Below are 24628 nucleotides of genomic sequence, written 5' to 3'. Positions count from 1 at the left end.
AAACGGACGCTATCCATAACCTGTGCAGCACAGGCAAAAAATCAAGCGGTGCGTGCAGGCTCCCGCATGGTGACGATTTCTTCCGACATGGTGGGATGCACCGCCACGGTACGGTCAAAGTCCTCTTTCGTGGCGCCCATCTTGACCGCGATCCCCGCCAGTTGAATCATCTCGCCCGCGCCGGGCGCGACGATATGACAGCCCAGAACCTTGCGGCTGGCCTTGCTGACGATCAGCTTCATCAACACCCGGTCAGGCCGCCCCACGAATGAGGTCTGCATCGGTCGGAACGATGTCGCATACACCTCGATTTCCTCCTGTTCGCGCGCCTCTTCCTCGCTCAGGCCCACGGTGCCCATCTCGGGCTGCGTGAAAATCGCGGTGGGGATCAGGGCGTGATCCACCGGCGTCGGGTTGCCGTTGAACACCGTCTCGACAAAGGCCATGCCCTCGCGGATCGCCACCGGGGTCAGGTTCACCCGGTCGGTGACATCACCGATGGCATAGATCGACGGAACGCTGGTCTGGCTGTATTCATCCACCATGACCTCGCCCTTGCGGCCCAGTTTCACACCGGCCTCCTCAAGGCCAAGCCCCTCGGTATTGGGTGAGCGGCCCGTGGCGAACATCACCTGTTCGAACACCCGCTCATCCCCGTTGGTCGATTTCACGCGGAAACCGCCCTCGACTTCGGTCATCTCGATGATGTTGGTCCCAAGATGCAGGTCCACGCCATTCTGGATCATCTCTTCCGAGATCAACCCCCGAGCCTCTTCATCGAAGCCACGCAGGATTTGCGCACCGCGGTAATACTGCGTCACCTCGACACCCAGACCGTTCAGGATGCCCGCGAACTCACAGGCAATATAGCCGCCGCCAACGATCAGGATCGAGGTGGGCAGGGTCTCCAGATGGAAAATCTCGTTGCTGGTGATCGCATGGTCCGCCCCGGGCAACTCGGGCTTCACCGGCCAGCCGCCCGTGGCGACAAGAATATGCTTGGCGGTAAACCGTTCGCCCGTCGAAAGCTCCACGGTATGCGCATTGGCCACCACGGCGCGCGCGTCGTAACTCTCGACCCCGGCATTGCCCAGGATGTTGCGATAAACGCCTTCCAGACGCGCCAGTTCCGCCTCGAGCTTGCCCCGGAATCCGGCCCAGTCGAAGCCGCCGGCATGCACGGTCCAGCCGTATTCCTGCGCATCGTCAATCGCGCCGGGAAACTCGCTGGCAAAAACCATCAGCTTCTTGGGCACACAGCCCCGCTGCACACAGGTGCCGCCGTATTTGTCTTCCTCGGCGAGGGCCACCTTGGCCCCGCCTTGCGCGGCCACCCGCGCGGCCCGCACCCCGCCCGAGCCGCCACCAATCACGAAAAGGTCGTAGTCGAACGCCATGCCTGCCCCTTTGAATTCGGCCTCAATCCCCAAGATCGGTAAACAGGTTATCGCTTTCCACGAAATCCAGCCGATCTTCCTGCACCGTGCCCTCGTTGATGTCGCGGGTCTCTACCCGTCCGTCACCATAACCAAGGATCACCACGTCGCAGATATCAATGAACAGCCCGTTTTCAACCACGCCCGGCATCTGGTTGAGCACCATCGCCATCTGGTTGGCATTGCCGATCCGGCCCAGATGCAGATCGAGGATGTAATTGCCCTCGTCGGTCACGAAGGGCCGCTCACCATTCATCCGCAGGGTCGCATCGCGGCCCAATACATCCATGGAAACAAGCATTTCCTCGATCAGCGACTTGGTGGTTTGCCAGCCAAAGGGGATCACCTCCACCGGCAACGGGAAATTGCCCAGTGTCTCGACCTCCTTGCCGACATCGGCAATCACGATCATCTGGTCGCTTGCCGTGGCCACGATCTTTTCCTGCAAAAGCGCGCCACCGCCGCCCTTGATCAGGTTCAGGTTGCCGTCGAACTCATCGGCGCCGTCGATGGTCACATCCAGCCACCGCGCCTCGTCGAGGCTAACAACCTCGATCCCGACCTCACGGGCCAATTCGGCGGTGCGGGTGGAGGTGGGCACGCCCTTGATTTTCAAGCCTTCCTCGCGGACCAACTCACCAAGGCAACGCACCATCCACGCGGCGGTGCTGCCGGTCCCAAGACCCACGCGCATTCCGTCTTCAACGTAATCGACCGACCGTTTGGCGGCGACGAACTTGGCCTTGTCGATAGGCGACAAATCTCCGGACATGGCAACGACTCCCCAGATGTTTGATGTGCTTATAAGCAAGTTGCCCGCCGGGTGCGAGGGGGCAAAACCCGCCAATTGCCCGTTTCCGTCCGCGGCATCGTCGCTTTCCGGCTGGAATTGCCCGCAACAGGCGATAGGGTCGCCCGCATGGAAGCGCGCTACATCCTGCACTATGCCCCTGACAACGCCTCGCTGGTGATCCGGCTGGCGCTGGACACTCTCGGCCTGCCCTATGACACGGCACTGGTGAACCGCGCGGCACAGGCGCAAAAATCGCCCGCCTATCGTGCCCTCAATCCCAACGGGTTGATTCCGGCACTGGAAACCCCCGATGGCCCGATGTTCGAAACCGCCGCGATCCTGCTTTGGCTGGCCGACCGGCACGGGGCGCTGGCCCCGGCCGACGACAGCCCGCATCGCGCGCGTTTCCTGTCATGGCTGTTCTTCCTGTCGAACACCCTGCACCCCGCGCTGCGCATCACCTTCTACCCCGATCAATACATCGGCACGGATGCGACAGCACAGGCCACCCTGCGCCGCCACGTACAAGACACCCTGCCGCGCTACCTCGACATGCTTGAAACCGAGGCCGCAAAGACCCATCCTTGGTTCTGTGCACAGGCCCTCTCGGCCCTGGACCTCTACCTTGCCTGCCTGCTGCGCTGGATGGCCCTCTATCCACGGCCCCACGGCGGCGCGGGGTGGTTCACCCTCTCCGATTGGCCGCAGTTGCACGCCATGGCGACGCGATTGGACCAATCGAAAGCGGCCATTGCCGCCATAAGGGCCGAAGGGCTGGGGCCACGGCCCTTTACCGACCCGCAACTTGCCACCCCACCGGAAGGGAGCGCGACCTGATGTTTCTGTCTGTCTTCGAGATGTTCAAAGTGGGCATCGGCCCGTCGTCTTCGCACACCATGGGCCCCATGGTCGCCGCCGCGCGTTTCCTCGACAAGATGCGCGCCGCCCCCTTCGAGGCGCACGGGTTGCGCGGCTCCCTGCACGGGTCGCTGGCCTTTACCGGCGTCGGCCACGCCACCGACCGCGCCACCATCCTTGGCCTCGCGGGCTTCCTGCCCGACACCTACGACCACGACAAGGCCGAGGAAACGCTGGCCCAGATCCGCGAAACCCACACCGTCCGCCCCTCCGGCCTGCCGGAATTGCAGTTTCACCCCAAGGATGACCTGACCTTCGATTTCGGCCCCAACCTGCCGGGCCACGCCAACGGCATGATCCTGATGGCCACCGACGCACAGGGCGACGTGATCCTGCAGGAAACCTATTACTCCATCGGCGGCGGCTTCGTGATGACCGAAGGCGAACTGGCCCAAGGCCGCAACACCGACGAGGGCGATCCGGTGCCCTACCCCTTCAAATCCGCGGTCGAGATGCTGGAGATGGCCGAAACCTCCGGCAAGTCCATCGCCCAGATGAAAAAGGCCAACGAACATTCCCGCGGCGGGCCGGAAAACCTGCGCTCGGGCGTGGCGCGCATCTGGGAGGTGATGGATGGCTGCATCGAGCGCGGCATGCACACCGAGGGCGAATTGCCCGGCGGCCTCATGGTGCGCCGCCGCGCCAAAGGCATCCGCGATGCCCTCTTGGCCGAACGCGGCACCAACCTGCAAGCGCCGCACAAGATCAACGACTGGATCAGCCTCTACGCCATGGCGGTGAACGAGGAAAACGCCGCCGGCGGACAGGTCGTGACCGCCCCCACCAACGGAGCGGCGGGCGTGGTGCCGGCGGTGATCAAGTACTGGCTGGAACACGTGCCGGGCGCGTCCGAGGCCCAGATCGAGGATTTCCTCCTGACGGCCTCTGCCATCGGCGGGCTGGTGAAATACAACGCCTCGATCTCGGGCGCCGAAGCGGGCTGTCAGGCCGAAGTCGGCAGCGCCTCGGCGATGGGCGCAGCGGGCTTGGCCGCCGTGCTGGGCGGCACGCCCGCGCAAATCGAAAACGCCGCCGAAATCGCGCTTGAGCATCACTTGGGCATGACCTGCGACCCGGTCAAAGGGCTGGTGCAGGTGCCCTGCATCGAACGCAACGGCTTGGGCGCGATCAAGGCGGTCTCCGCCGCCTCGCTGGCGCTGCGCGGCGACGGCACCCACCTTGTCCCGCTGGATGCCTGTATCGAGACCATGCGCCAGACCGGCGCGGACATGAGCGAGAAATACAAGGAAACCTCGCTCGGCGGGCTTGCGGTGAACGTGCCGAATTGTTGACCGGGCCGGGAAAAGCACAACCTTACCAATCCCAGAACATAGCAAGGCCCCGCCGAAGCGGGGCCTGAAGTCGCTGCGGAAGGCTTGCTATCACCAGACCACAGAGGCCACCGTGCGGTGGACTTAAATGCCGGTGCTACCGGCGACATGAAAAATATAGGCAAACAAAACCTAACAATCAATTCACAAACCGATCCCGGCCCTGACACAGCCCCTGACCCGCTCGAAAACATCCGGCGGCAGAACCCTGACATCATAAACCCTCTGCCCTGCCTGCTTGCGGTCGAAAAGCAGGCGCAACCGATGAAAGGCGACGGTCAGAACGATATCCCCCTTCAACCACGCAGTAGAAGCGGCATAGGGAGAAGGAAGCGGCGGATCGAAGGAAATCTCCATATGGTGCGCCATGACCGTCCATGGCGGCGTGGTGCTCAATGGAACCACGGTACAAAGCTGCTGTCGTCCCTTGATTGGCGGGGACAACACGACTGCCGGGCGGCGCTTCACCATTTCAGGTGGTTTGAAGCCCTGGTTCAAGTCGACTCTGACTATGGTGCCGGGCAAGGGATGGCTGACAACCGTCATGGTTAATCCAGATACCGGGGCGTAATTAATAACTGGTTAAGGTCAGGATGCCAGGTCATGCCTTGCCCCGTCCCCCTTTGACAATCCGCCGCTTTTGGTGAACGTGGGCCGAGTTCCAACTGAAGGCCCAAATCCATGTCGCAAAACACCGCCACCACCTCGCTTGGGATCCTGCTCATGGTGGGGTTTTGCGTGCTGGCCCCGCTGCAAGACAGCTTTGCCAAGCTGACCAGCAGTGACATCGCCATCGGTCAGGTCGCCGCCACCCGCTTTGTCTTTCAGGTGGCGCTCCTTCTCCCACTGGCCGCCCTGTTCGGCTGGCTGCACCGCCCCCGCACGGGTGAAATCGCCCTGCACCTCGTGCGCGGCGTTCTCCTGCTTGTCGCCACCGCCTGCTTCTTCACCGCCCTGCGTTTCATGCCCATCGCCGATGCCATCGCGATCTTCTTTGTCGAGCCTTTCATCCTGACCCTGCTGGGCGGGCTTCTCCTTGGCGAACCCCTCGGCCCGCGTCGCTATATCGCCTGCGCCGTGGGCTTCGCGGGCGCCCTCCTCATCATCCAGCCCAGCTTTCAGAAAGTCGGGCCAGTGGCCTTCCTGCCGCTGGTCACGGCACTTTGCTTTGCCTTCTACATGATCCTGACACGCCGCATGGCCACCCGGATGCACCCGATCACCCTACAGGTCTACACCGGCGCCGCCGCGCTTGTCCTTGCCCTGCCGATCCTCGCCATGGCCGACGGGTCAGGCATAGGCCCCCTCGATCCAAGCTGGCCAGAGGCGCGCGACATCTGGTTCCTCTGCGGCCTCGGCATCATCGCCACGCTCAGCCACGTCTGCATCAGCTTCGCGCTCTCGCTCGCGCCCGCCTCGCTTCTGGCGCCGCTGCAATACCTTGAGATCGTCGCCGCCACCGCACTCGGCTACTGGATTTTCAACGACCTGCCCAACACGCTCAGCTTTGCGGGCATCGCCCTCATCGTCGCCTCGGGCCTCTACGTGTTCTTCCGCGAACGGCAACTCGAACGTCAGCTCGAACGGAAAAACCGCCCCGTCACGCCGCCCTAGGCGGCACAGCTCCCGCCAAAGGCATGACGGCGCACCGCCTCGGGGCGCACACCATACTTGTGCTGGAACCATCTCTTCATCAGCGTGACGTTGGAAAACCCGCAAGCGACCGAGACCTCGCCCAAGGGCATCGCCGTTTGCTCCAACAGGCGGTACACCCGCTCCAGCCGCATATCGCGGTAAACCCTCAACGGCGATTGCTTCAGCAACTCGCGAAAGCCGCGCTCCAGCTTTCGGGGCGAAACCTCCAGCAGATCGGCAATCTGCCCCACGGTCAGGGTATCCTCCAGGTGCTCCTGCATGATTTGCAGGGCCTCGCCGATCACCTCGTCGCCCTGCGCCATCCGCTTGTACCGCCAATGCTCCCCCGCGCCGGTATCGCCCTCCGGCTCACTCAGGCCCAGATACCGCGACAGGGCCGCGCGGGTGAATTCCCCGTCGCGCGCGCCGACCAATTCCACCATCATGCGCATCGCCGCTGCCGGGCTGATAGCGCTCGACAGGGCCTTGTGATGACAGGTCGCCGCCTGCTCCAGTTCCAGCCCCCCGCACAGCTCTTCAACACCATGGCGAAAGTTCGGGTGAACCGCCAATCGCTTGGCCCCCACAACCCCTGCCTCCAGCGGCACGAAAACGGCCGCGCCCACAACACAAACCCGCGCCGCATTTCGAATGGCCCCGCGCAGCACCTTCAACCGCGCCGCATCGGGCCGCCACACGCGGTCCATCCCACCAATCAAAACCAGCACCTGACCGGGGTCGCACAGCGGACCGTCCAAGGCATCAAGTCCGTCTTCTCCGCACAAATGGCGCCAGCCATAGGTCTCGCGGCCAGTCAGGCGGTTGGCCGCCCGCAGCACCTCGATACAGGCCTCCGCCGCAAATCCAACGCTGGCCTCCTGACTGACAAACAGGAACTCCGCCGAAAGGCTCCGCTTGGCCTGCGCCAAGCCGGGCAATGCGGGCCGGTCTGTCTCGAGGTTTTCCAGGTACATGGTGAAACTCCCTTAGCTGACAGGCGGCACACCCGCGCCGGTTAACTCACGTTTATCATCGACTGATGCAGCGCGTGCTGGAACGACCCGGCCGAAGACGAGGCCGACAACAGCAAATAGGCGTCCTCGCCCGTGCGGATGATCAAGACGCCCAAGTGCTCCATCACCGTGCGCGCCGCACGATCCACGGGAAAGGCCCCGGGGTGCAGGTCCAACGGGCAAATCCGCTCCAAGGCGTCACGGCAGCGCGCGCCGCTGATCTCAAGGGCCACCCAGACATCGGTCTGGTCGGTGGTATAGGCCGCGCCGTTCAGTTTCCCGGCAACGACCGCCTCGGCATTCGGGTCCGTATGGTCGAAAATCACGAAAGCCTGATCGACACCCAGACGCACCACGCGCGCCCCCTTGGCCACAACCGATTGCCCCACATCGGGCAAGGCCACACCATAGGCAGCCTTCACCGCCTTTTCCGCCGCCGCTTCGCCGCCCAACGGCAAAGCGATTGAGACAATCGCCACCCCCTCGGGCGCCCGAAGCCGGATGTCCCCGACGGTTTCGTCATATCCCGCCAGCGGCGGGGCCGATATCAAGCTGAACTCAGGCACGCAGACGCTCTCCTTCCGGGTCGATGAAATGGGCCGAAACGATCTCGACAAGAACGTCGCGGCCATGCACCGGGCTGACCGCACGCACGATCTCGCCCTTGCGGGCATCGCCGCTCTTGATGAAACCAAGCCCGATGGAATGCCCAAGGCTCGGCGAATAGGCCACCGAACTCATCCACCCCTGATCGTTGTCCATGTTCGCCACCGCATTGCGATTGATGAAATGCGCCCCGGCGGTCAAAGGCTCTGCCGGGTTCACCGGCTTGAACCCCATCAGCTTGACCGCATCCTCACGGATCATCTCGGGCCGCTGGCTCAAGACATTGCCGATGCATTCCTTCTTCTGGCTGACCATCCGGCCCATGCCAAGGTTATGCGCCGTGGTTTGCCCGTTCAGCTCATTGCCCGCCGCGTGGCCTTTTTCGATCCGCATGACGCCAAGGGCCTCCGTACCATACGGCACCGCATTGAATTCTTGCCCCGCCTCCATCAGCACATCCATCATGGAGTTGCCATAGCGCGCAGGCACCGCGATTTCATACGCCAACTCGCCCGAGAACGAGATACGGAACAACCGCGCGGGCATCCCGCCACAGACCGTCACCTCGCCACAGGCCATGAAGGGGAACCCCTCGTTCGACAGGTCGTGCTCTGTGTCGACAACCTTTTGCAACAGTTTCCGCGCATTGGGGCCCGCCACGGCAAACTGCGCCCAGCCATCGGTGGTGGAAATCAGATGCACATCCATATTCGGCCACAGGCATTGCCGCGCAAATTCCAACCGGCGGAAGACCACCACGGCATTGGCCGTGGTCGTGGTCATCACGAAATGGTTCTCGCTCATCCGCGCGGTGGTGCCGTCGTCATAGGCAATCCCATCCTCGCGCAGCATCAGGCCATAACGCACCTTGCCCACCGGCAGCTTGGCAAAGCCATTGGCATAGACCTTGTTCAGGAATTCGGCGGCATCGCGCCCCTGAATGTCGATCTTGCCCAGCGTGGTCACATCGCAAATACCCACCGAACTGCGGGTCATCTCGACCTCTCGATCAACCGAGTCGCGCCAGCCCATTTCGCCCTTGCGCGCGAACCACTGCGCCCGAAGCCAATTGCCGACCTCGACAAATGTCGCGCCGTTTTCCTCGGCCCATTTGTGGCTTGGCGTCAGGCGATAGGGGCGGAACTCCTTGCCCCGCGCCCGACCGCCCAGCGCGCCCATCGGCACCGGCGTATAGGGCGGGCGGAAAATCGTCGTGCCCACCTCGGGGATGGTCTTGCCCGCTTCCTCGGCCAAAATCGCCAAGCCCGCGATGTTCGAGGTCTTGCCCTGATCCGTCGCCATGCCCAGCGTCGTGTAGCGCTTCAACAACTCGACCGAGCGGAACCCCTCACGGTTGGCCAGCTTCACGTCCTTCACGGTCACGTCGTTCTGCTGATCCACCCAGGCGCGCTTCTTGCTTTCTTTCACATGCCAGAACGCCGCCGCCTCGCGCGGCTCATCCTCGGCCTTGGGTAGGTCAACATTCGCAACCGTATGGCTCAAGCCTTCCAATTGCGCCGCGGCCTGCGCCTGCCCCTCGGCCAAAGCCGCGGCCAGCGTCATTTGCCCGTTCGCGGCCCCCGCCACGGCCATGCCGGGCGGCAGCGCGCCACCGGGCACGAAAGCCTGCAAATCATCGCGCCATTCGGGGCGCCCCCTCTGGTGACAAGTCAGATGCACATTCGGGTTCCACCCGCCCGACACCGCCAGACAATCCACCGGGATCACCTGCCCATCGGTCAGGGTAATGGCCTTAACCCCTTTGCGGCCCACGGTATCCATCACCGCGGCGCCCCGCACATGCCGCGCACCGGGCACATCGCACACCGCCGGTTTGTCGCGGCTGTCGATCACCGCGACCACCTCAACGCCCTTCCCGGCCAAATCCTTGGCCGTGCGCCAGCCATCGTCGTTATTGGTGAACACCGCCACCTGCCGCCCCGGCGTTACGCCAAAGCGGTTCACATAGGCGCGCACCGCGCCCGCCATCATCACACCGGGCCGGTCGTTGTTGCCAAAGGCAATCGGCCGCTCGGTCGCCCCCGCCGCCAACACCGCCCGCTTGGAATAAATCCGCCACAGGATCTGCCGGGGCTTGCCGCCGCTCTCGGCCAAATGATCGGTGCAGCGCTCCAAGGCGCCATAGGTTCCGTGATCATAAGCGCCATAAACCGTGGTGCGCGGCATCACCCGGACATTTGGCATATCCGCCATTTCCGCCACCACCTGCGCCGCCCAATCGGCCCCGGCCATACCGCCCAGTTCCAGCGTTTCCGCATTGAGCCGGCCACCGGGCGCGAAATCCTCATCGGCCAGGATCACCCGCGCACCGCTGCGCGCCGCAACCAACGCGGCCATCAACCCCGATGGCCCGGCCCCGATGACCAACAGATCACAATGCAAAAACCCCTTGTCGTACTGGTCGGGGTCCTCCAGCATCGACAACCGGCCCAAGCCCGCCGAGGACCGGATCACCGGCTCATAAAGCTTCTCCCAAAAGGCGCGCGGCCACATGAATGTCTTGTAATAGAACCCCGCACTCAGGAAGGACGACATCAGGTCGGTCACCGCCATCACATCCCATTCCAAAGGCCCGCGGTGATTCTGACTGGTCGCACTCAAGCCGTCGAACAGCTCCACCGTGGTCGCCCGTGTATTCGGCTCCTGATGCGCCCCGCTGCGCAGCTGAACCAAGGCATTGGGCTCTTCACTCCCTGCGGTAAACACCCCGCGCGGGCGGTGATACTTGAACGACCGGCCCACCAACCGCTGCCCATTCGCCAACAAGGCCGAGGCCAGCGTATCCCCCGCATACCCCTGCATCGCCCTCCCGTTGAACCGGAAGGAAACCTCTCGGCACCGGTCCACCTGGCCACCATCAATCCGATAATCCTGGCTCATCTGTCACGCCCCCGCGCCCGGGCCACATCCCGGGCCAGTTCCACCTGTGTAATCTCATGCGTCGTGGTGTCCCGCGTCACCACCAGCCACGAACGGTCCCCCTGTTCGTGATACCAAAGCTCCCGATGCGCCCCCGCCGGGTTGTCCCGCAAATAGCCATAGGCGTGAAACGCTTGCGCGGCATCCTCGGCCTGCCAATCGGGCCGGTCGATCAGGCTCGCATCTCCCAGATACACGAACTCGGCGGCGTCGCGCGGGCCAAGAAGGGGATGGTTGATAATCATGCTCTGGCCTTCCTCAATGCAGGTTGGGCTGGTTGCCCATGCCTTTTTCGTCGATCAGGTTGCCACTCATGAACCGATCCAGCCGCATCTGCGCGGCCACCGGATGCGGCTCATCCTTGGCCAGCAGATGCGCATAACAGAACCCGCTCGCCGGGGTCGCCTTGAACCCGCCGTAACACCAGCCGCCATTGAAATAGAGGCCCTCGACATGGGTCTTGTCGATGAAGGGCGAGCCGTCCATCGACATATCCATGATCCCGCCCCAGGACCGCAGCAACCTTGCCCGCCCGATCATCGGCATGATCGCCATACCACCTTCGGCCACGTCCTCGACCACCGGCAGGTTGCCGCGGTGCGCATAGGAATTGTAGCCGTCCAAATCGCCCCCAAAGACCAACCCGCCCTTGTCCGACTGGCTGACATAAAAATGCCCCGCGCCAAAGGTGATGACCCCGGGGATCACCGGCTTCAGCCCCTCGGTGACAAAGGCCTGCAACACGTGGGACTCGATCGGCAGGCGCATCCCCGCCTTCTCCATCACCCGGCCCGAAGACCCGGCCACGCAAACCGCCACCTTCTTTGCCCGGATCGCCCCGCGCGAGGTTTGCACGCCGCTACAGCGCCCGTTCTCGATGTCGAACCCGGTGACCTCGCAGTTCTGGATAATATCCACACCGCGAGAATCCGCGCCACGGGCATAGCCCCAGGCCACCGCGTCATGCCGCACCGTCCCGCCGCGCCGCTGAAAAAGCCCCCCCTTGATCGGAAACCGCGCATTGTCGAAATCCAGGAATGGCAGCTCGGCCCGCAACTGTTCGGCATCGGCAATCTCGGCATCGGCCCCGGCCAGCATCATCGCATTGGCCCGCCGCACAAAGGCATCCCGCTGCGCATCCGAATGATACAGGTTCAGGATCGACCGCTGACTGACCATGGCATTATAGTTGAAGTCCTGCTCCAACCCTTCCCACAGCTTCAGCGACATCTCGTAGAACGGCTCGTTCCCCGGCAGCATGTAGTTCGAGCGAATGATCGTCGTGTTCCGCCCGATATTCCCCGATCCCAGCCAGCCCTTTTCAAGAACCGCAATGTTGCGATGCCCGAATTCCTTGGCAAGGTAATAGGCCGTGGCAAGGCCATGCCCCCCGCCACCGACGATGACGATGTCATACTCCGCCTTCGGCTCCGGCTCCCGCCACACGGGTTTCCAGCCCTTGTTCCCGGTCAGGCCCTCGCGGAGAATTCGTAAAGCACTGTAGCGCATGGTCAGAAACCTCGTATCTGCTCGCGCGACTGTGCCCCGACTCGCGGCCATGGACTTTTCCAAAACAGCCATATACTTGCCTGTTATGGCCAATACACCCAAACCATCCCGCCGGATCGGCCTCCTGCCGCTCGATGGCTTCGCGCTCATGTCCTACGCATCGCTGACGGAACCGATGCGCGCCGCCAACCTGCTCGCGGGGCGTCCGCTTTACGACATGATCGACATCACCACCGGCGGCAAACCCATCCACAGTTCTGGCACGGCCAGCGTCACACCACGGGCAAAGGTGGGCGATGCCCTTGACCTCGACTACCTCTTCGTTATCACGGGCGGTGACCCCACAGGCTTTGACGATGCCCGCGTCACCAACTGGCTCTCCCGCATGGCGCGGCGCGGTGCCCGCCTCGGCGGGGTCTCGGGCGGCCCGGTGATCCTCGCCCGCGCCGGGCTGATGGACGGGCGGCGCATGACCGTCCACTGGGAACACGCAACGGCACTGGCCGAGGTCTCCCCCCATCTCGCCATCGAACGCACACTTTACGTCATCGACCGTGACCGCGTCACATGCGCCGGCGGCACCGCCCCGATGGACCTGATGCACGCCCTCATCACCAACCATCACGGCGCCCCCTTCGCCCGCAGCGTCAGCGACTGGTTCATGCACACCGAGGTCCGCCCCTCCATCGGCCCGCAACGCGCCGGTCTGGTCGAACGCCTCGGTACCACCGATCCCGCCCTGCTCGATGCCGTGGCCACCATGGAAACCCATATCGCGGACCCCGTAACCCTAAAGGACCTCGCGCAAATGGCCGGGGTCTCCCCCCGCCACCTCAACCGGCTCTTTCAGGAAAAACTCGGCCGCTCCACCATGGGCTTCTACCGCAGCCTGCGCCTCGACACCGCCCGCAGCCTGCTGCGCAACTCCTCGCTCCCGCTCACCGAAATCGCGCTCGCCACCGGCTTCGCCTCCTCGTCGCATTTCTCGCGCGTCTACGCCCAACACTTCGGCCAGCCGCCATCGCACTACCGATAAGGCTCCACCTTCTTCTTTTCGAAAAATATCCCGGGGTGAATTGGCCGAAGGCCAAGAGGGGCAGCGCCCCTCACCCCACCAAACCTGCGGGGCGCAGCCCCTCATTCTGGAAAATTTCGTACGACTCGTACGATCCCGCCAGGCCACCTGCCGATTTTCGTACGAAACTCGCGTACAAAACGTACGACTCGTACGTTTTTACCAGCGGCTCAGCGCGTCTTCGTCCTCGTCCTTGGCTGCCACCCAATCCGCCCCCTCGGGGGTGACCTCCTTCTTCCAGAACGGCGCGCGGGATTTCAGGTAATCCATCAGGAATTCCGCCGCCTCGAAGGCCTCAACCCGGTGCGGCGAAGACGTGGCGACCATCATGATCAAATCCTCGGCCTGCAAAACCCCATGCCGATGAATGACCAGAATATCGCCCAGATTCCAACGGGTTAGAGCCTCATCGGCAATCTTTGAAATCGCCTTTTCGGTCATGCCGGGGTAATGTTCAATCTGCATCGCCTGCAAATCCCCCTCACCCAGGTCACGCACGATCCCGGTAAATGTCACGACCGCGCCCATACCCTTCTGCCGCGCGGCAAAGGCATTGGCTTCCGCGCCCAGATCAAAAGCGGATTCCTGAACCCGAATATCCATCTAACCCCCTGTCATTGGGGGGAAAAATGCCACTTCACGTGCCCCGGCCAACGGCGCGTCAAAGTCCGTAAGCTCCTGATCCACAGCCACACGAAGGGCATCCAGATCTGCAAAAGCCGCCTCATAGCGTTCTTCCAGCCCACGCAACTCCTCGACCAGATCCCGCACCGTCGCGGCCCCGGTCTCAAGTTTGTCCTTGGGGTGTCCGATCCGCTCCCGGACCCATGCGAAATAGAGCACGTCCATCTGCCTAATCCTTCAGGTAAGGCGTTGATTTCCTAAAGTAATCCACGCCCGTGATCAATGTCAGCGCGGCCGCGATCCAAAGCAGCCACAGCCCTGCATGCCCAGTCCAAACCATACCCATCATCTTCCACCGCAGGCCATGCAGATCTTCTTCCTCACCCCTTAATATGGCATCGTACGTCGCCTGATCCATCCCCATGGCCGACATACCAAGGTAATGTTCGAAGACGCCTTGGGCAAAAAGCACAGCAATCGCAACCATTTGCGCCGTGGTTTTCCACTTGGCAAGCTGCGTGACCTTCAGCGTCCCGGCGGTATCGCCCAGATACTCACGCAGCCCCGAAACGAAAACCTCGCGAAACAAGATCACCGTCGCCGGCAGGACAAGCCAGGGCGACATGCTCGAATAGCCCACGATCACCATCAGGGCGATCACCACCATCGCCTTGTCGGCGATCGGGTCCAGCATCGTTCCCAGCTTTGTCGTTTGTTTCCAAAGTCTTGCGAGGTAGCCGTCGAAGTAGTCGGTAATCGACGCCCCGATGAACAGCGTCAGCGCGAACCAATCCGCCCATGGCCGGTTGAAGTACAAGAACATGACCGCCACCCCCGGTGCCGCGAGCAGCCGAAGCAAGGTCAGGATATTGGGAACATTCCACGTCATGGCATGTTTCTAGCCCGGATTTCCCCGCGTGGAAAGACACACTATACGGCGATTTGGGGCGCCGTTTCCCGCCCGGGAAACGGTCCGGAATTCGTCACGAATTCCGGTACTTAGCCCTTTTCGTGGAAATGATCATAGACCTTCTGTGCCAAGCCCGCCGAGACCCCCTCCACCGCTTTCAAATCCGCCAGTGCCGCGCGGCTCACCGCCTTGGCCGATCCGAAATGCGCCAGAAGTGCGCGCTTGCGCGCCGCCCCCACGCCGGGGATTTCATCCAAGGGAGAGGCCCCCATGGCCTTCGCCCGTTTGGCCCGATGGGTGCCGATGGCAAAACGGTGGGCCTCGTCCCTAAGCCGTTGAATGAAATACAAAACCGGGTCGTTGTGGCGCAGGGCCATCGGGCGTTTGCCGGTGCGGTGAAATTCTTCCTTGCCGTGGTCGCGATCCACCCCCTTGGCCACGCCGACCATCGGGATATCCTCGACCCCCATTTCGCGCATGATCTGGGCAACGGCACTCACCTGCCCCGCGCCCCCGTCGATCAGTAACAGGTCGGGCCAATGGCCTTCCTTGCGCTCGGGATCTTCTTTCAACAGGCGTTTGAAGCGCCGGGTCAGCACCTCTTTCATCATCCCGAAGTCATCCCCGGGGGTCAGGTCATCGCCCTTGATGTTGAACTTGCGGTACTGGTTTTTCATCATGCCTTCGGGACCCGCCACAATCATCGCGCCCACGGCATGACTGCCTTGAATATGGCTGTTGTCATAGACCTCGACGCGCTGCGGCGGGCCGGGCAGATCGAAGGCATCTGCCAATCCTTTCAATAGTTTGGCTTGCGTCGCGCTTTCCGCCATCTTGCGGGCAAGGCTTTCGCGGGCGTTGCGCAACGCGCCATCCACAAGCTCGGCCTTCTCGCCCTTCTGCGGCACCAGCAATGTCACCTTCCGGCCCAGCTTCTCGGTCAGCGCCTCGGCCATCAGATCGGCGTTCTCGATGGGATGCGACAGGATCAACTGCCGTGCCGGATCCTTGGTGTCGTAGAACTGCCCGATGAAGGCCTCCAGCACCTCGGCCTCTTCCACATCGGCGCCCACACGCGGATAAAAATCCCGGTTGCCCCAGTTCTGCCCGGCCCGGATAAAGAACACCTGCACACAGGCCTGCCCCTTCTCAAGATGTAGAGCGATGATATCGGCCTCTTCCACCGTGCGCGGGTTGATCCCTTGGGCGGTCTGCACCTGCGTCAGGGCCTTGATCCGATCCCGCAGCGCCGCCGCGCGCTCATACTCCATGGCCTCCGAGGCCTCACTCATCTGCGCCTTGAGCTTGTCCTGAATCTCGGTCGAGCGGCCCGACAGATACCGCTGCGCATCCTTCACCGCCGAGGCATACTCCGCCTTGCTGATATAGCCCACGCAGGGCGCGGTGCAGCGTTTGATCTGGTATTGCAGGCAGGGGCGCGTGCGGGTTTCGAACTGTGCATCGCTGCAATTGCGCAACTGGAACACCCGCTGCAACTGCGACAACGTCCGGTTCACCGCGCCCGCACTGGCAAAGGGGCCGTAATACTGCCCCTTCTCTTTCTTGGCGCCACGATGCTTCTTGATCATCGGAAAATCATGCGCCGTCACAAGGATATTCGGAAAGCTCTTGTCGTCACGCAAAAGCACATTGTACCGCGGCTTGAGCTGCTTGATGAGGTTCTGTTCCAGCAACAGTGCCTCGGTCTCGGTCGAGGTCGTCAGGAACATCATCGAGGCGGTTTCGCGGATCATCCGGGCAATGCGCGGCGTGTGTCCGGTGGGCCGGGCATAACTCGAGACCCGCGCTTTCAGGTTTCGCGCCTTGCCCACGTACAGCACCCGCGCCTGCGCATCCAACATACGATACACACCCGGCGAGGCATCCAGCGTCTTGAGGTAAGACTGGATCACCTTATGCCCGGTTTCGGGCGTGTTGTCCTCGGGGGTCTCGGTCATGGGCTTATCAGTCTGATTCTCGGGTTGTGCTGCAATCTTATCGCCGTGGGGACAAGAGAAAACATGTCCACGAATTTTGTGGATAACTTTGTGGGCAAACTACGGCCAACCGGAATTTTTCGTTGAATCCAGTGGATTTCGCCGATGTGCCCAAAAATTAGGCACATATATAACACATTGAAAAACAACGGGTATTTTTTGCACGCGCGCCAAAACATTGAAAACATTAAAGTTTTTGTAACGCGCTGTTAACGGCTTCGTGACAGGTGCACAACTTACCTAGCGGCACACTCACTCAACACCCAGAACATCCGGCGTCTGCCACCCCAGATGCTGACCGCCATCAACGCACAAAAGCTGCCCGGTGACGGCTGGCGCATCCAGGAAATAGGCCAGGGCCGCGACGATATCCCCGGCATTCGCACCACGATTGAGCACCGTCGATTGCCGTTGCCGTTGGAAATGGCTGTCGCTTTGGCGGTGCCCCTGTAGCGTAGGCCCCGGCCCGATGGCATTCACCCGAACACGCGGCGCAAGCGCCTGTGCCGCGGTCTGGGTCAGGGTCCAAAGACCCGCCTTGGCCAGAGTGTAGGTCATGAACTCAGGCGTCAGCTTGCGCACCCGCTGGTCAACCATGTTGATGATCAACCCACGTGCCACAGGCTCACCCATTTCGCACGGCTCGGGCTCGGGCACTTGCGCCGCAACCGCCTGTGTCAGGATGAATGGCGCACGCAGGTTGCTTTGCATATGCCTGTCCCAGCTTTTGCGCGTTGCGGTCTGTATATTGTCATACTCGAAGATCGACGCATTGTTGATCAGACAGGTCACAGGCCCGCCAAGCGCCTCAATAACTTTGGGCAAAAGCGCCTCGACCTCGGCCTCGACCAACAGGTCGGCCTGCACCGCAACGGCGCGTTGCCCCATGCCGACGATCTCTTGCACCACCGCGTCGGCTTCATCTCGGCTGGTGGCATAGTGTACGGCCACGTCAAAGCCCCGCCGCGCCAGTTCAAGCGCCATGGCACGGCCAAGCCGCTTGCCTGCTCCTGTCACCAATGCCGTCGCCATCGTTCGCCTCCGTTTATGTCAGAACAATGGTGACATAGGCCAGATACAGGCCCGTCAAGGCCACCCCCCAAAAGCGCCCGATGTCCTGTTTCAAAAATACAAAGGGAGCAATCAACAGCGATGCGCCCAACATCACCCACAGATCGAACTGCAAGAACTCGGCCTCTACAGGAATTGGCCCGACAAGCGCGGTGATCCCGATGATGGCCAAAAGGTTGAACATGTTCGACCCGATCACATTACCCAGCGCCACGTCGGCCTGCTTGCGCAGGGCCGCCATCACCGTCGTCGCCAGTTCCGGCAACGACGTGCCCAGCGCCACCAGCGTCAGGCCGATCACCGCATCGCTCACACCATAGCGCTGTGCGATGATCGAGGCATTGTCCACCAACAGATCCGCCCCAAGCGGCAAGCCGATCAGGCCAAGCACGAGGAAAACGATGATCTGCCACCACGGCATATCGGGGTCGGCGCCTTCGACGTCTTCTTCTCCATCAGCTTCGGTCAGCATCAGCGCTGCATTGGCCTTGCGATGGCGTCCAGCCTCAAGAAAGGCATCGATCAGGACGAATGACAAAAGTGCCAGCAGGATCAGCCCGGAAACGATGTTGAACTCGCCCATGAAGGCCAGAGCGATGAAAATCACCGATCCGACCAACATGAAAATATAGGTCTTGCGCGTGTTGCACTCACTCGTGTGAAGCACCGACAGGATCGCCGGAATCCCCAGAACCAACAGGATATTGGCAGTATTCGAGCCCACCACGTTGCCAAGCGCCAGCCCCGGCTTTCCGTCCAGCACCGCGTTCACCGAGATCAAAAGCTCGGGCGCCGACGTGCCAAAAGCCACGATCGTCAGGCTGACGATCAAGGCCGGCACGCCCAACCGCAGGCTCAGGTTGACGGCCCCCTTCACAAGGGCATCGCCCGCCAGAAGCAAGATCACAAGGCCAAGCGCGGCAAGACCCCATTCAATCATTTACGCACCTTTTTCTGACACTGGCAGGGGCCTTTCCCGATACGGAACCGGCCGCATTTGGGACATTTTGCCGAGGCCAGCTTTTGCTGCCCCGGAAAACGCAGTTTTCCAAACATGGCCATGACGCCCATGAAGACCAGAAACAGTATGACAATCTTGACGATCACGTCAGAGCCCGAACCGGGCGTAATCCGCCCGTTCCTCGACCGCGGCCAGTGCATCCTGCGCGACACTGGCGCCAAACTTTTGCAGCAGCCCGCGCTTCCGGCCATATTTGGCAAAGCGTACATCGTCGCCGTAAAGCTCCTTCAGTTTGGGCACGACATGGCTAATGCCATCCACAAGGCCCAGCTCATACGCCCGGCGGCCCAGCCAGAACTCCCCGGTAAAAAGATCCTCGTCGTTTGAAAGTTTGTCTCCACGGCGCGCTTTCACGTAATCGGTAAAACCACCGTGCATTTGTTCCAGAATGGCCTTCAACCGCGCAACGTCTTCGTCCTTTTCCGGCAGGAAAGGGTCCATGAAACTCTTGGAATGGACCGAGGTATGCACCCGGCGCTCCACCCCTTGGCGGGCAAGGAACACCGGCGCGCCAAAGCCCGCCGAAATGACGCCTATCGACCCCACGATCGACCCTTGGTCGGCCCAGATGTCATCTGCCGACGCCGCCAGCCAATACCCCCCCGAGGCCGCCACATCCTCAACAAAGGCATGTACGGGAACGCCTTTTTCCTCGGCCAGCCGCCGGATACGTGCGGCAATCAAAGAGGACTGCACAGGCGACCCACCCGGCGAATTTATCACGAGGGCCACCGCCTTGGGCTTGCCCCGCTTGAAAGCCTTTTCAATGATTGGCCCCAGTGTCTCGTCACTCAACTGATTGCGGCCACCGATACCGATGGAACCTTGCAACCGGATCACCGCGACAAGCGGTCCGCGTTTGAGAAAGGGAATATGCGCTATCATGCTAGGGCATGTAGAATGCCCGCGCGGCTTAAACAAGGCAGCAATCCCGGAGCCACCGAAAGAAAGGCACATTTGCCTGACGAGTCAGGCAAAATAGTCACGCGCGCATCAACTCTTGATCCGATACCCGGTTTTGAAGATCAGCCATACGATCCCGAGGCATAGCGCCAAGAACAGCCCGATGGCCAAGAGGCTTGCCACCACCGGCACGTCCGCATACCCGAAGAACGCCCAGCGAAACCCCGAGATCAGGTAAACGATGGGGTTGAACAGGGTCACCGTCTGCCACGCAGGCGGCAGCATCGAAATCGAATAAAAAGCCCCGCCCAGAAACACCAAGGGCGTGATCACCAGCAGCGGGATCAGTTGCAATTGCTGGAAGTTTTCCGACCAGATCCCGATGATGAACCCGAAGAGGGAAAACGACAGGCAGGTCAGGATCAGGAAGGCCACCATCGCCAGCGGATGCTGCACCTCGATATCCACGAACAGCCCCGCTGTCAGCAGGATAACCACCCCGATCAACAGGGCCTTGGTGGCCGCGGCCCCGACATAGCCCATGACGATCTCGAAGAAATTGATCGGGGCCGAGAACAGCTCGAATATCGTGCCGATGAACTTGGGGAAGTATATCCCGAAGGAGGCATTGGAAATCGCCTGTGTCATCACGCTCAGCATGATCAGCCCCGGCACGATGAAGGCGCCATAAGTCACGCCCTCCACTTGGTCGATGCGGCTCCCGATGGCCGCGCCGAAGACCACGAAATAAAGCGTGGTGGATATCACCGGCGACAGGAGGCTTTCCATGATCGTGCGGAAAAAGCGCTTCATTTCATAGACATATATGGCCTTCACCCCTTGCCAGTTCATGCCGCGCCCTCCTGCACCAGACTTACGAAAATCTCTTCAAGACTCGACTGCCGCGTGTGAATATCGCTCAACGACAGGCCCTCGGCCGCCAAGGCTTGCAACAGCCGGGTGATCCCGGTGCCCTCGCCCTGCGTGTCGTAATGGTAAAGGAGGGCCGCCCCCTCCTCGGCCAGTTCCAGATCGTAACCCGCCAACCCCTTTGGCACTGCCGCAACCGGCGTGGTCAGGTCGATCCTCAATGTCTTGCGACCCATCCGCCGGATCAGGGTATCCTTTTCCTCGACCAACAGGATTTCCCCGTGATTGATCACCGCGATCCTGTCGGCAATCGCCTCGGCCTCTTCGATGTAGTGCGTGGTCAGGATAATGGTCACCCCGCTTTCGCGCAGCTCCTCGACCACCTGCCACATATCCCGGCGAAGCTCCACGTCGACACCCGCCGTCGGCTCATCCAGAAACAAGACCTGCGGTTCATGGCAAAGCGCCTTGGCGATCAAGACCCGCCGCTTCATCCCGCCAGAAAGCTCGCGAATTCGCGCATTGCGCTTATCCCACAGCGACAGTTGCCGCAGGATCTTTTCGATCAACGCCTCATCGCGCCCCTTGCCGAACAGACCCCGCGAAAACCGCACCGTGTTGATCACCTTCTCGAAGGGTTCAAGCGCCACCTCCTGTGGCACAAGCCCAATCAGGGACCGGGCCGCGCGGAAATCGTCCACGATGTCATGCCCGCCCACACGCGCGGCACCGCCGGTGGGCGTGGTGATCCCGCACAGCGCCGAGATCAGCGTGGTCTTGCCCGCGCCATTGGGGCCAAGCAGGGCCAGAATCTCGCCCTCCTCGATGGACAACGACACGCCTTTCAACGCCTCGAATCCGCCTTTGTAAGTCTTTTGAAGCCCCTCGACCTCGACAATGGGTGCCATGGGTTCCCTCCGATACATTGTTCGCCAAGCTAGGCGAATGACCCAGAAGTGCAATCACCGTCTGTGCAGGGGAAACTGTGCACCCCCGCAGAGGCATTATCCGTATGGCAACCCACGCGTGTCATGTTATCTCCAAGGCTCACCCAACCTTGGCCCAAGGACAGACAATGCGCTACCTGCTCACGATCTCCGCCCTTTTGCTGACACTCACCGGCTGCACCGAAACCGTCAGCCGCGATGCCCCGGCGCGCATCCTTGCCATGGGCGACTCGATGCTGGCGGTTCACGGGGCCACGGGCCAATCGGTTTCACACGCGGTCGAGCGGTCCTTGGGCGAGGATGTGATCGACCGTTCCGTCATGGGGGCCAAGTATTTCTATGCCCTGCCCATCTCCGGCAGCGCGGGCCTGAACATCCGCAAACAATATGTAGACGGCAACTGGGATTGGGTCGTGCTCAATGGCGGCGGAAACGACATCTGGTTCGGCTGCGGCTGTGGCCGATGCGATAACCGGATTGACCGGCTGATTTCCAAGGATGGCAAGCGCGGTACGATTCCCGGGTTCGTATCGGACCTGCGCCAAAAAGGCTCACAGGTGATCCTTGTTGGCTACCTGCGCACCCCCGGCGTGACCTCACCCATCGAAGGCTGCCGCGATGAAGGCGATGAAATGGATCGCCGCCTGTCCCGGCTGTCCAAGCTGGATCGCGGGGTGCACTTCCTGTCCTTGGCCGATGTCGTGCCACATGGCGACCGTTCGTACCACACGGTCGACCTGATCCACCCCTCGGCCAAGGGCAGCACCGAGATCGGCAAACGGGTGGCCGAGATCATCCGCAAGACCGAAGCGCGACGCCGCTGACGCATCCGCACCTTGCACCCCGCCCGCAAGCGCCTAGTCTGGCGCGCACGAAGGAGGCGCGCGCATGTTGCAAGGATACAGGATTGTTGAAATCGAAGGTCTTGGCCCCGGCCCCTTCGCCGCGATGATGCTGGCCGATCTGGGGGCCGAGGTGATCGTCATTCACCGCCCCGGTGGCGGCAACCCGGTAGCGGGCGAGGTCAACCTTCTGGATCGTGGCAAACGCTCGATCACGCTTGACCTGAAAGACCCTGCCGACCTGCAAACCGCCCGCGCGCTCATCTCGACCGCCGACGCGTTGATCGAAGGCTTCCGCCCCGGCGTGATGGAGCGCCTTGGCCTAGGCCCCGATGACCTCCACCCCGAAAACCCGCGCCTTGTCTATGGCCGCATGACAGGCTGGGGCCAAACCGGGCCCAAAGCGCAAACCGCGGGCCATGACCTCAACTATATCGCCACATCCGGCGCGCTCTGGTATGCCTCTGCGCCGGACGACACGCCACAAACCCCGGCAACCCTCGTCGGCGACATCGGCGGCGGGGCAATGTACCTGGTGGCGGGTATCCTTGCGGGCCTGCTTTCGGCCACCCGCACCGGCAAAGGCACCGTGGTGGATGCCGCCATCGTCGATGGCTCGGCACATATGATGGCGCTTTTGATGTCCATGGCCCCCTCGGACAACCTGCACGAAGCACGCGGCACAAGCCTTCTGGACGGGCCGCATTGGTCGCGCGTGTACCGCTGCTCCTGTGGCGGGCATATCAGCGTGCAATGCCTTGAGCCGAAGTTCTACGCCGCTTTCCTTGACCTCATGGGGTTGGCCGACAGTCCCGATTTTTCGGATCAGAACGACCCGGCCCAATGGCCCCGGCAAACCGCGCAACTGTCCGCGATCTTCGCAACGCACCCCGTCAGCCATTGGGCCACGATTTTCGAAGGCTCCGACGCTTGCGTCGCGCCTGTTCTTTCCCCGTGGCAAGCGGCGCAAGAGGCCCACAACGCGGCCCGCGAGATTTGGACCATGGCAGACACCGGCCCACAGCCCGCCCCGGCCCCTCGCTTTGACGGCCAGCGCGCCACGCCCGGCCCCGCGCCGGAACGCGGCGCCGACTCCGAGGCGTTGCGCAAGGAGCTGCGGGCGCGCGGCCTGTTAACCTGAGCCGATACCGGCCGGAATACCGACGCGATACCGACAGAATACCGACGCGATGCAGACCGGGGTTTATGCCGTTAATCCAAGGGCTTAACACCGATTCGCACTGCCCCCCCTTTCATCGCCCTCTCACAGGGTCTATCTTGGTGCTTCCGCAGCGCCGCACAAGGTAAACAGAGATGGCAAAACCGAAGGACAACCCGAACTACAAGGTCGTGGCCGAAAACCGCCGCGCCCGGTTCGACTATGCCATCGAAGACGATCTGGAATGCGGCATCATCCTTGAGGGTTCCGAGGTAAAATCCCTGCGCGAAGGTGGGGCGAATATCGCGGAAAGCTATGCCAGCGTGGACGATGGCGAACTGTGGTTGGTGAACTCCTATATCGCGCCCTATGAGCAAGCCAAGACCTTTGCGCATGAAGAAAAGCGCAAGCGTAAACTATTGGTTTCCAAGAAGGAATTGGCCGACCTGTGGAACGCGACACAGCGCAAAGGCATGACGCTTGTGCCATTGGTTCTCTACTTCAACCACAAGGGCATCGCCAAACTGAAGATCGGGATCGCCAAGGGCAAGAAAGCCCATGACAAGCGCGAAACCCAGGCCAAGCGCGATTGGAACCGCCAGAAACAGCGCTTGCTCAAGGAACACGGCTAGGGGAAGTGCCCAAGCCCTTTTCCCCTTATTTTTCGAAGCTCTCCCGCTAACCTGTTCAGGTGTTTAAACGGAAGGGGGACACATAATGGAACTACTCATAAGCCTGATTGCTGGCGCCGTGGGCGGCAATGTCGCCGGCGGCCTGTTCAAGAACATCAACCTCGGCCTCTTGGGCAACTCCATCGCAGGCATCCTCGGCGGTGGTCTGGGCGGTCAGATCCTGTCCATGCTTGGTGCTGGTGGTGTGGCGTCAGCCGCAGGCGGCGCCGACATCGGCGCGATTATCGGACAAGTGGCCTCGGGCGGTGTCGGTGGCGGCGTGCTGCTGGCGATTGTCGGCATGGTCAAGAAAATGTTGGGCAAATAAGACGTCGGCGGGCATCAACCCCGGTGCCC

The 24628-nt window shown here is 61.9% G+C and carries 25 protein-coding genes; 8 read left to right on the top strand and 17 right to left on the bottom strand.

The window, feature by feature from the left end:
• Positions 1-41 precede the first annotated feature (41 nt).
• Both gor and rpiA read right to left on the bottom strand, forming a co-directional pair.
• A complete protein-coding gene (gene gor / locus FDP25_RS10575) occupies positions 42-1397 on the bottom strand; it encodes a glutathione-disulfide reductase (protein ID WP_154151496.1) in 1356 nt (451 codons plus the stop codon).
• A 22-nt stretch (positions 1398-1419) separates the two neighbouring features.
• Positions 1420-2208 (bottom strand): ribose-5-phosphate isomerase RpiA, encoded by a 789-nt coding sequence (rpiA, locus tag FDP25_RS10570; protein WP_154151494.1) that lies wholly within the window; start codon positions 2206-2208, stop codon positions 1420-1422.
• Positions 2209-2355: 147 nt separating this feature from the next.
• Here rpiA and FDP25_RS10565 point away from each other — a divergent pair, with 147 nt between their 5' ends.
• Both FDP25_RS10565 and FDP25_RS10560 read left to right on the top strand, forming a co-directional pair.
• Positions 2356-3066: a glutathione S-transferase family protein gene (locus tag FDP25_RS10565; protein ID WP_154151492.1), complete on the top strand. Its 711-nt coding sequence runs from the start codon at positions 2356-2358 to the stop codon at positions 3064-3066.
• A complete protein-coding gene (locus FDP25_RS10560; RefSeq protein ID WP_154151490.1) occupies positions 3066-4439 on the top strand; it encodes an L-serine ammonia-lyase in 1374 nt (457 codons plus the stop codon). Before FDP25_RS10565 ends, FDP25_RS10560 begins: the two co-directional genes overlap by 1 nt.
• Before the next feature lie 183 nt (positions 4440-4622).
• Here the strand turns inward: FDP25_RS10560 and FDP25_RS10555 are convergent, their stop codons facing one another.
• Positions 4623-4949, bottom strand: coding sequence for a type II toxin-antitoxin system PemK/MazF family toxin (locus tag FDP25_RS10555; RefSeq protein WP_246175912.1), 327 nt, complete (start codon positions 4947-4949; stop codon positions 4623-4625).
• Positions 4950-5159: 210 nt separating this feature from the next.
• Between FDP25_RS10555 and FDP25_RS10550 the strand changes: the two genes are divergently transcribed.
• The gene (locus FDP25_RS10550) at positions 5160-6092 is read left to right on the top strand and encodes a DMT family transporter (RefSeq protein ID WP_246175817.1); all 933 of its coding nucleotides are present in this window, start codon (positions 5160-5162) and stop codon (positions 6090-6092) included.
• On the opposite strand, the gene FDP25_RS10545 is transcribed toward FDP25_RS10550, so the two are convergent.
• Genes FDP25_RS10545 through FDP25_RS10525 form a run of 5 tightly spaced genes read right to left on the bottom strand, consistent with a single transcriptional unit; the run spans position 6089 to position 12181 of the window.
• Positions 6089-7087 (bottom strand): helix-turn-helix domain-containing protein, encoded by a 999-nt coding sequence (locus tag FDP25_RS10545; protein ID WP_154151486.1) that lies wholly within the window; start codon positions 7085-7087, stop codon positions 6089-6091. The two genes, FDP25_RS10550 and FDP25_RS10545, sit on opposite strands and share 4 nt — an antisense overlap.
• A gap of 41 nt (positions 7088-7128) precedes the next feature.
• Complete coding sequence (locus FDP25_RS10540) at positions 7129-7692, bottom strand: sarcosine oxidase subunit gamma (RefSeq protein WP_343032020.1); 564 nt, start codon at positions 7690-7692, stop codon at positions 7129-7131.
• A complete protein-coding gene (locus tag FDP25_RS10535; RefSeq protein ID WP_154151482.1) occupies positions 7685-10633 on the bottom strand; it encodes a sarcosine oxidase subunit alpha family protein in 2949 nt (982 codons plus the stop codon). The genes FDP25_RS10540 and FDP25_RS10535 overlap by 8 nt, the downstream gene beginning before the upstream one ends.
• Entirely contained in the window at positions 10630-10917 is a 288-nt protein-coding gene (locus FDP25_RS10530; protein WP_154151480.1) for a sarcosine oxidase subunit delta, read from the bottom strand. Before FDP25_RS10530 ends, FDP25_RS10535 begins: the two co-directional genes overlap by 4 nt.
• Before the next feature lie 13 nt (positions 10918-10930).
• Positions 10931-12181, bottom strand: a complete 1251-nt coding sequence (locus FDP25_RS10525) for a sarcosine oxidase subunit beta family protein (RefSeq protein ID WP_154151478.1) — start codon at positions 12179-12181, stop codon at positions 10931-10933.
• An 85-nt stretch (positions 12182-12266) separates the two neighbouring features.
• On the opposite strand from FDP25_RS10525, the gene FDP25_RS10520 reads away from it, so the two are divergent.
• Complete coding sequence (locus FDP25_RS10520) at positions 12267-13217, top strand: GlxA family transcriptional regulator (protein WP_246175816.1); 951 nt, start codon at positions 12267-12269, stop codon at positions 13215-13217.
• A gap of 198 nt (positions 13218-13415) precedes the next feature.
• On the opposite strand, the gene FDP25_RS10515 is transcribed toward FDP25_RS10520, so the two are convergent.
• From FDP25_RS10515 to FDP25_RS10470, 9 genes are all read right to left on the bottom strand, one after another.
• Positions 13416-13859 carry a molybdenum cofactor biosynthesis protein MoaE gene (locus tag FDP25_RS10515; RefSeq protein ID WP_154151474.1) on the bottom strand — a complete coding sequence of 148 codons (444 nt, stop codon included), beginning with the start codon at positions 13857-13859 and terminating at the stop codon, positions 13416-13418.
• Positions 13860-14105, bottom strand: a complete 246-nt coding sequence (gene moaD, locus FDP25_RS10510; RefSeq protein WP_154151472.1) for a molybdopterin converting factor subunit 1 — start codon at positions 14103-14105, stop codon at positions 13860-13862.
• A gap of 4 nt (positions 14106-14109) precedes the next feature.
• Positions 14110-14769, bottom strand: a complete 660-nt coding sequence (gene pgsA, locus FDP25_RS10505; protein ID WP_154151470.1) for a CDP-diacylglycerol--glycerol-3-phosphate 3-phosphatidyltransferase — start codon at positions 14767-14769, stop codon at positions 14110-14112.
• A gap of 110 nt (positions 14770-14879) precedes the next feature.
• Positions 14880-16748, bottom strand: coding sequence for an excinuclease ABC subunit UvrC (gene uvrC / locus FDP25_RS10500; RefSeq protein WP_154151468.1), 1869 nt, complete (start codon positions 16746-16748; stop codon positions 14880-14882).
• 291 nt (positions 16749-17039) lie between these two features.
• Positions 17040-17819 carry an SDR family oxidoreductase gene (locus FDP25_RS10495; protein WP_154151466.1) on the bottom strand — a complete coding sequence of 260 codons (780 nt, stop codon included), beginning with the start codon at positions 17817-17819 and terminating at the stop codon, positions 17040-17042.
• 13 nt (positions 17820-17832) lie between these two features.
• On the bottom strand, positions 17833-18798 hold the full coding sequence (locus FDP25_RS10490; protein ID WP_154151464.1) for a calcium/sodium antiporter: 966 nt from the start codon (positions 18796-18798) through the stop codon (positions 17833-17835).
• Between the two features lie 168 nt (positions 18799-18966).
• Entirely contained in the window at positions 18967-19764 is a 798-nt protein-coding gene (locus FDP25_RS10480) for a S49 family peptidase (protein ID WP_154151459.1), read from the bottom strand.
• Positions 19765-19872: 108 nt separating this feature from the next.
• A complete protein-coding gene (locus FDP25_RS10475; protein ID WP_154151457.1) occupies positions 19873-20634 on the bottom strand; it encodes an ABC transporter permease in 762 nt (253 codons plus the stop codon).
• A complete protein-coding gene (locus FDP25_RS10470) occupies positions 20631-21560 on the bottom strand; it encodes an ABC transporter ATP-binding protein (protein ID WP_154151455.1) in 930 nt (309 codons plus the stop codon). The genes FDP25_RS10475 and FDP25_RS10470 overlap by 4 nt, the downstream gene beginning before the upstream one ends.
• A 167-nt stretch (positions 21561-21727) precedes the next feature.
• On the opposite strand from FDP25_RS10470, the gene FDP25_RS10465 reads away from it, so the two are divergent.
• The 4 genes from FDP25_RS10465 (at position 21728) to FDP25_RS10450 (ending at position 24599) form a co-directional block, all read left to right on the top strand.
• Positions 21728-22423 (top strand): SGNH/GDSL hydrolase family protein, encoded by a 696-nt coding sequence (locus tag FDP25_RS10465; protein ID WP_154151454.1) that lies wholly within the window; start codon positions 21728-21730, stop codon positions 22421-22423.
• Positions 22424-22487: 64 nt separating this feature from the next.
• On the top strand, positions 22488-23582 hold the full coding sequence (locus FDP25_RS10460) for a CaiB/BaiF CoA transferase family protein (RefSeq protein ID WP_154151451.1): 1095 nt from the start codon (positions 22488-22490) through the stop codon (positions 23580-23582).
• Positions 23583-23755: 173 nt separating this feature from the next.
• Positions 23756-24232, top strand: coding sequence for an SsrA-binding protein SmpB (gene smpB, locus FDP25_RS10455; protein ID WP_154151449.1), 477 nt, complete (start codon positions 23756-23758; stop codon positions 24230-24232).
• A gap of 85 nt (positions 24233-24317) precedes the next feature.
• Positions 24318-24599: a hypothetical protein gene (locus FDP25_RS10450; protein WP_154151447.1), complete on the top strand. Its 282-nt coding sequence runs from the start codon at positions 24318-24320 to the stop codon at positions 24597-24599.
• Positions 24600-24628: the final 29 nt, after the last annotated feature.

This window comes from Roseovarius bejariae (genome assembly GCF_009669325.1).
In the GTDB taxonomy this organism is placed as follows: Bacteria; Pseudomonadota; Alphaproteobacteria; order Rhodobacterales; family Rhodobacteraceae; genus Roseovarius; species Roseovarius bejariae.
The sequence above is the reverse complement of the archived record's forward strand: the minus strand, read 5'-3'. Positions and strand labels throughout refer to the sequence as shown.